Raw genomic sequence first — 7,566 nt, forward strand, 5'->3', positions numbered from 1 at the left:
TTTCTCTAATTAATAGTTTTGTTCATTATTGTTCGTTCGTTTTCTGTGTAATGCGGAATACGACGAATTCAGCTGGTTTCACTGGTGCAATACCAATTACACAAATTAAGCGACCATTATCGATATCATCTTGCGACATTGTGTTAGCACTAATATCAATGTAGAACGCTTCACTTGGTGATGAACCTTGTAATGCTCCGCCACGCCATACACGTGTTAAGAAAGCATCGATTGTACGGTGTACTCTTGCCCATAGACGTTCATCATTCGGCTCAAATACAACCCAGTTTGTCCCCTGCTTAATCGACTCTTCTACAAAAATGAATAAGCGACGGATATTAATATATTTCCATAAACTATTAGAGCTTGTCGTTCTAGCACCCCAGATACGAATACCTTGACCTGAGAAACTACGGATAAGGTTAACGCCTTGAGGATTCAAAATATCTTGCTCACCACGATTGTATTGTACATCTAAGCCAGAAACACCGCGAATCACTTCGTTAGCAGGCGCTTTCTCTACTCCACGAGTACTATCACTTCTAGCATATACACCCGCTACAGATCCAGATGGAGGAACCATAATATTACGTTTTTCTAATGGATCAAATACTTGTACCCATGGATTGTATAAAGCTGCATAGCTTGAATCAAACAGCTCACGATGTTCAAGTACATCTTGTACCGATGTTTTCTCGCGCGGAATATCTAGAATCGCAAAGCGACTACCTAAATTTTCACAATGCGCAACTAGTGCTAGTTGTACAGCAGCATCCGTTACACCAGGTACTGAGATAATACTAATACGGTCATTATCTACAAAGGATTGAATACCTGTACGCTTACCAGGACCTTCATCCACACCAATATATGTAGCAGGCGAAACATTATCTTGTGTACCATCCACTCCGCCAGTAAGCTGCAGCGTTACTTTATTGCCACTTGCAAATAGTGCCGTAACACTACTAGCCTCTACTCCAGTAATTTCTACTAGAGCTGATTTTACAAGTACTTTATCAACGTAATTCGCTGCATTCGCATTGAAAGATACATGCTCATACTTTTCAACTACATTCCCATAGCCTAGCTGAATCGTAAATTCAACTGTCGATAATAGTTTTGTAGGAATTGATCCTTCTACTGTTACTACATCACCACTAAGCGCGTTTGATAGACCAATTACTCCATCACGGACAGATTCGATAACCGCCTGCTGGGATCCAGCTTCACCAGCAAAGTTCACTTCATCTCCAACATTAAAGCCAGCGCTATTTTTCACAGCATATAGCTTTTCACCAACTTCAGCTGTAATATAGCTTTTCGCTTTGCTAGAAGGAGTAATAAGAATATTAATGCCATTACCCCATGTTCCTGCATTTTTAGCCGCTACATTAAGCTGTTCATTACTACCCTTTGCTGCTTTTGCATCCTCAGGTGCTACGCGAACAATGTACGCTTGCGAGCCTCCATTAGTGAAAAATTGATCAACTGCATAAGACAAATAACGATATTGACCAAACTGGTTATCAGACAGATAACTACCAAAATTACGTTTGAAATCATTCAAACTCGTTACTAATGTCGGTAGCCCCTTAACTGGCCCCATCTCCGCAATTCCTATAAAACCAGCAATACTCGTGCTTACACCAGATAATGGTTGACCCGCACTATCAAATTCTTCTACATAGACTCCAGGTGAAAAATATTCAGCCATTGTTTTTCCCGATCCTTTATCTTCCAAAAAAATATTTTAGATAAAGATCGGTTCCTCCTTTCGGATATTAGATATAGTATAGCGACTATGTATTGCACATAGTTTGCTTTACGATTGAGATTCATGATGCAGTACTTTAAGATGTCGCTCTTTGACTCTCGATACAGATTTCGTACGAGTTGAATCGAGAAAGACTGGACCTAGTTGATAAGCTGCGCTTAGCTTGTAAGGCTGATTCGGAAATAAACTAATCATCGTTTCTAGCGGTATATCCGCCTTCACAATACGATAAGTTCCATCGGTACCTGTTAATGCCCCTTCCAAATCTTCTCCTTTAAGTACTGCATGATCATGCAGTAGCTGTATTGTGCGACCGATAATTCGCTGTTCATCAATTGCTCTAGTAAGTACATCAGATGATGAATGTGCAGTAATTAAGTAGCTTAAATTCAAAGGTATTGGCGGGTAACGCATTCGATCGCCCTGATCAATAAGATCATTGCTACGAACTTCCGTATTCTCACGAACATCATACAAATATACCGTCAAATTCATATCGCCCTTATCCATTGGACTAGCAAGACCTACTCCATCTGGATGCGAGATCAACTCTGGTACAAGTGCTTCACGCAGCACCTTTACAAGAGATAGACCAATATCTGTTATGACAGAGTAATCCGCCACTTACATCACCCCTTCCAATAATGTGCATATGTTCCTAATCGATCCTTCATTAACAATTTACCTGTTTTCTTATATTCTTGAATCGCTGCCTCGATGAAATGCTGCATACTCAGCTTTGTGCCATCTTGTGCAACGAGATAAGCTGCTGTTAGTACAATGTTTTTGATAGGCCCACCTGATAATTCAAATGTTTTGGCAAGAAACGGTATATCCAATGGCTCGATCGGCATATGCGAAGGAATAATAGAACGCCATAATTGCTCACGTTGCACTGCATCTGGAAAGGGAAACTTAATAATGTATTGAATTCTACGCATAAAGGCATCGTCAAGATTTTGTGAAAAGTTAGTAGCAAGAATAGTTAGCCCATCATATTCTTCCATCTTCTGTAGCAAATACGAGGTTTCCATATTGGCGTACTTATCATGAGCATCTTTCACTTCTGAGCGTTTACCGAATAAAGCATCTGCTTCATCGAAAAATAGTATCGCTCCACTTAACTTTGCACGATCAAATATTTCAGCTAAATTTTTCTCTGTCTCGCCGATGTATTTGCTGACGATCCGAGTAAGATCTACGCGATACAATTCAGCCTGCATAGCTTTCGCCATGACAAGCGCCGCCATCGTCTTCCCTGTTCCTGGAGGACCGGTGAACAACATACTTACACCTCTACCATATGGTAGTATCCGCTCAAAGCCCCATTCTTGCATAACAATGTGTCGGTTCGCTACACGATGACAGGCTTGCTGTAGCAGCTGCAATGTTTCTTGCGGTAAAATAAGATCTTGCCAGTCCCATTGTGACTTCATTTGTACTGATTTTTGTTGTAGACCATGATGAATAAGACCATTAGCAGCTTGATGTAGCCAATAACTATCATCTCTCTCCTGCTGCAAACTACTTATATCTAGCGCTGACCAGCGCTTCAGTGCTATAGCTTGTTGCACAGTTGACGCAATTTGTCCTGCTGTAAATTGAAACTTCGTTGCTAGTTGTAAGGTGACTGTTGAATGTAATGTTAATTTTGAAGCGGTATAGGCTTTCCAAAGTTCGGAACCTTCTTCAAGCGTTGGAAGTGGGAATGTAATGATTACACGATCATTTTGGTCATATGTTGAATGAAGGGGCAAATGATTATTACTATGGAGTATGACAATATCATTCCAGCTCTGAAGCTGCTCCTGTAATTTTTGCAACCGAAAATCTCTTTCCATTTCTTCATTCTTTGCTATAAGCTGCTCAGCATGCTCAAAGATTGGAATCGCATTAAGAATTTTTGCTTCATGAAGAAAAAGTTCAATTGTCTGACCAAGAAGATGTATATCGTTAGAAAGGGATGTAATATCTAGTTCGAGTGTTGGTCTGGCCATTTTTTGTGCCAAATGCTTACTATGTATTGTTTTTCCGCTACCAGTTGTTCCAATCATTAATATCATTAAAGGTTGATCGCGATAATCGTTCACATAGTTAACCATTTGTTGCTGCAGGTGTTTATGAATCTCAATTGGGAGAAGTGATTCATATTGCCGCTGCTCAGTATATCGTACCGAGCTTAACAGCCCATTATATTGCCAGTTTAATTGTAATATATAGTGTATCATACGTGACTCAAGTACAAGCGGCTCAACGAGTAACGATGAATCCTTATTCGATATAGCTTGAGTCGATATGGTCGTAAACAAACGTCTTAGATTACTTGATGTATCCGTCATGCGTCGATACACTTGTACTTGTTCCTCACCACTACGACAGCATAAGCGAAGTAGCAGATCCAGTGTTACATATTGACAAGTGAGATCATCTTGAACATAACCGTATAGCTTTAAGTATTTACGATTCATATGCGGCGCTAGTGATACAGTAAGTAATCTTATGTCTAGCTCATCTAATGTTAACTGTTGCTGTAAGTCCATAATAGGAATCGATATCGATAATTCTCGATTGCGTTGTAATCGCGCAGCAATCATCTGCTCTAATCGAAAGATGAGTTGCAGCTGCTCAGCATCAAGCGAAATATAGGTTGATTCCGTAGTCAGTAGCTGCTTTGCTTCCGCTTCTGTCAAATACATCCCTTTAAATGGATTACGCTGTGCTGTTTGATGCTCCGCTTTATGTAGCATCGTATTCATTTCTGCTTCAAGCAACAAATCTAAGACGACGAACTGATCATGCAAATAGTCACTCGCTGCCCTGTAAGGCTCAATTAAAATCGGGACTTTTACAGCTTCGCTCATCACATTCCACCCTTTTCCAGTATAGTGTTACTGATTAAGGTCATTAATATTTCACTGCATCTAATTATATTTTTGCATGTACTCTAACATTGTGCAATATCTTTTATTGATTTGTGTAATCTAGGTCACATTATTGTTTTTACTCCAGTGAAATATGATAGTCGATACACATAATTGCAATATCATCGCATTGCGGATAACTCGCTGCAAAGCGCTGTACATCATTGACAATAAGCTTCACTTGATCTTCTGTTGAACAATGCTGCTGATGAGTTAAATAATGTTGTAATCGTTCCATACCATACCATTTCCCTTGCTCATTTTCCGCTTCTGTAATGCCATCTGTATACATTATAATTCGATCATTAGGTAACAGCTGTAAGCTTTGAGCAGCATAGGGAGCTTCTACTAGTACCCCGATCGGTAATCCTTTTTGACTACTAAGAGCAGTAACTGCGCCATTACGCAATAGTAGCGATGGACAATGCCCCGCATCACAGTATATAAACTGACCTGTCACAGTATTCATAATAGCTAGAAAAATAGTCGCAAACATTGTTGAATACTCTGTACTTAGTTCTTCATTAATTGCTGTAATAATTTGCTCAGGTGATGAGAATTCCGTTGACTTGGCTTTAATCCAGATCATAACGGCTGACATAAAAAGTGCCGCTGGCATCCCCTTGTCTGATACATCACCTAAGCATAGAAGCATATGCTCCTCATCAAGCGGAAAGAAATGATAGAAATCTCCACCGACTTCTCTTGCAGGCATCAATGTAGCGTGTAGTTTACAATGATGCAGCTTGTATTGATCACCTGGGAGAAAGCTTTCTTGAATTTCTCTCGCAATGCGCATCTCGCTTTCCATCTTTTCTTTTGCAGCCGTCGTCTGCTGTAGGCTATTCATAGAATGTTCAAGTGCCTCGTACAATAACATATTCTCAATCGCCATCGCTACAGGTGCGCTCATACTTTCCAATAATGCCAGATCGAGCTTATTGAACGGGCGTCTACCCTTCCTGTTAATGACCTGCAATACACCTAGCAATGCACCATTACTCTGAACGGGTACACATATCATATTACGTGTTGCAATAGCTGATCGCTTAGCGACTCTACTCGACCATCGTTCATCGTTAGCTGTATTAGGGATAAGTAACGATTGACCATGCATAGCTACCCAGCCTGCGATCCCTTCACCTGGCTGCAACCGAATCTCTTTCACTTGCTGATGATTTTCACCTGTAGCTACTTCGAAGTACAGTTCGCCACTATCTGGATCAAGCAATATAATCGAAGAGCCCTCGGCACGTAATGCCCCCGCTGTTGTCGTCATAATAACTTCTAGCAGTTGCTTACGCTTAATCGTTGAGCTTAACTGCAGACTCACGTCTAGCAAAATTGCATCTCTACGATGTTGTTGTTGCATTTTCCGAGCATAATACATACTTCCAACACATCCAGCAGAGACAATACCCGTACCCAATTCTAGCAGCATGCTAACAGCCTCCCCTATACATTAGCTTGCAAATATGCCCATGCTTCCTCTTCGGAATTACAAATCGTAAAGATAGAGGAGAAACCTGATAAATCAAATATATCTCTAACATTACTTTGCATCATACATAACACGACTGATCCTTGAATCGCTTTAGTTCTTTTAATTGCTAATAGCATCACTCGTAACCCAGCACTACTAATATAATCTAATTTTTCTATTTGAAATAAAAAATGCTTATTCCCTTGATCAAGTAACTGTATTAACTGTTGTTCTAGCTGTTGCATCGTAACGCCATCTAATCTTCCTTCTAATGAAATAACTGTAATTACATCCTTTTGCTCGACATGAATATTCATCCATCATCATCCTTATCTCTAACTTAATCGTTTGATCATCGTTATCTCTAGACTAATCGTTTGATCATCGTCAACTCATTGCGTTTATCCTTATATTCATATAGACATTGATCCATTTTCTCTCTAATGAAATATATGCCAAGTCCGCCAGGCTTACGATCTACTACTTCTTCTACTAAATTAGGCTGATGATGATGCAATGGATTAAAGGAAGGTGCTCCATCGCTAAATACAATTCGTAATTGTTGACCAGCAATATGCTCAAGTTCTAATCGTATTTCTTCATGTTGAAGTGCTGCTTCACTGTAGTCTTTATAGCCATGATTAACGATATTAACAAACCATTCCTCACAACAAAGCAGCACCGTAAAGCTTAGCTTACTATCAAGCAATTCTGTTATACAGAATTGCTCGATCAGATGACATAACTCTTCCCAATTCGCAACATACGGCGTCATCCTCAGCTGAAGCTGTGACATGGAAAACCTCCTCCATCTTTTTGACTTATTTCGCCACATTAGCTCCATATGGCACGTATTAACGAAACTTTTTGACTTGTTTGCTCTATGAACCAGCCTGCTAGACACATTAAAGCAACTTTTTGGCTTGTTTCGCCACACTAGCTCCACATAGCATGTATTAACGAAACTTTTTGCTTTGTTTGCCTCATCGACCAACCTACTAGACACATTAGAGTAACTTTTTGCTTTGTTTCGCAACACTAGCTCCATATCGCACGTATTAACGAAACTTTTTGCTTTGTTTGCTCCATCGACCAACCTACTAGACACATTAGAGTAACTTCTTGCTTTGTTTCGCAACACTAGCTCCATATCGCACGTATTAACGAAACTTTTTGCTTTGTTTACTCCATGAACCAACCTACTAGACACATTAGAGTAACTTTTTGCTTTGTTTCGCAACACTAGCTCCATATCGCACGTATTAACGAAACTTTTTGCTTTGTTTGCTCCATCGACCAACCTACTAGACACATTAGAGGTACTTCTTGCTTTGTTTCGCAACACTAGCTCCATATCGCACGTATTAACGAAACTTTTTGCTTTGTTT

6 protein-coding genes are annotated in these 7,566 nt (G+C 39.9%); all 6 read right to left on the minus strand.

Annotated elements, in window-relative coordinates; translation table 11 throughout:
- Window positions 1–25 precede the first annotated feature (25 nt).
- A complete protein-coding gene (locus AC1TPB_RS10400) occupies window positions 26–1,741 on the minus strand; it encodes a phage tail sheath subtilisin-like domain-containing protein (RefSeq protein ID WP_482076417.1) in 1,716 nt (571 codons plus the stop codon).
- Between the two features lie 81 nt (window positions 1,742–1,822).
- Window positions 1,823–2,398, minus strand: a complete 576-nt coding sequence (locus tag AC1TPB_RS10405) for a Pvc16 family protein (RefSeq protein ID WP_482062943.1) — start codon at window positions 2,396–2,398, stop codon at window positions 1,823–1,825.
- A gap of 5 nt (window positions 2,399–2,403) precedes the next feature.
- Complete coding sequence (locus AC1TPB_RS10410; protein WP_482076418.1) at window positions 2,404–4,635, minus strand: ATP-binding protein; 2,232 nt, start codon at window positions 4,633–4,635, stop codon at window positions 2,404–2,406.
- Between the two features lie 139 nt (window positions 4,636–4,774).
- A complete protein-coding gene (locus AC1TPB_RS10415; RefSeq protein WP_482076419.1) occupies window positions 4,775–6,136 on the minus strand; it encodes a PP2C family protein-serine/threonine phosphatase in 1,362 nt (453 codons plus the stop codon).
- Window positions 6,137–6,150: 14 nt separating this feature from the next.
- Complete coding sequence (locus AC1TPB_RS10420; RefSeq protein WP_482062946.1) at window positions 6,151–6,495, minus strand: STAS domain-containing protein; 345 nt, start codon at window positions 6,493–6,495, stop codon at window positions 6,151–6,153.
- A 47-nt stretch (window positions 6,496–6,542) separates the two neighbouring features.
- On the minus strand, window positions 6,543–6,974 hold the full coding sequence (locus AC1TPB_RS10425; RefSeq protein WP_482076420.1) for an ATP-binding protein: 432 nt from the start codon (window positions 6,972–6,974) through the stop codon (window positions 6,543–6,545).
- Between the last annotated feature and the right edge of the window lie 592 nt (window positions 6,975–7,566).

This window comes from Paenibacillus sp. Y951, assembly GCF_056786395.1.

Coding starts and splice junctions, on each gene's coding strand:
- AC1TPB_RS10410 (WP_482076418.1), bottom strand. CDS start 4,635: ATGAGCGAAGCTGTAAAAGTCCCGATTTTAATTGAGCCTTACAGGGCA.
- AC1TPB_RS10415 (WP_482076419.1), bottom strand. CDS start 6,136: ATGCTGCTAGAATTGGGTACGGGTATTGTCTCTGCTGGATGTGTTGGA.
- AC1TPB_RS10420 (WP_482062946.1), bottom strand. CDS start 6,495: ATGAATATTCATGTCGAGCAAAAGGATGTAATTACAGTTATTTCATTA.
- AC1TPB_RS10425 (WP_482076420.1), bottom strand. CDS start 6,974: ATGTCACAGCTTCAGCTGAGGATGACGCCGTATGTTGCGAATTGGGAA.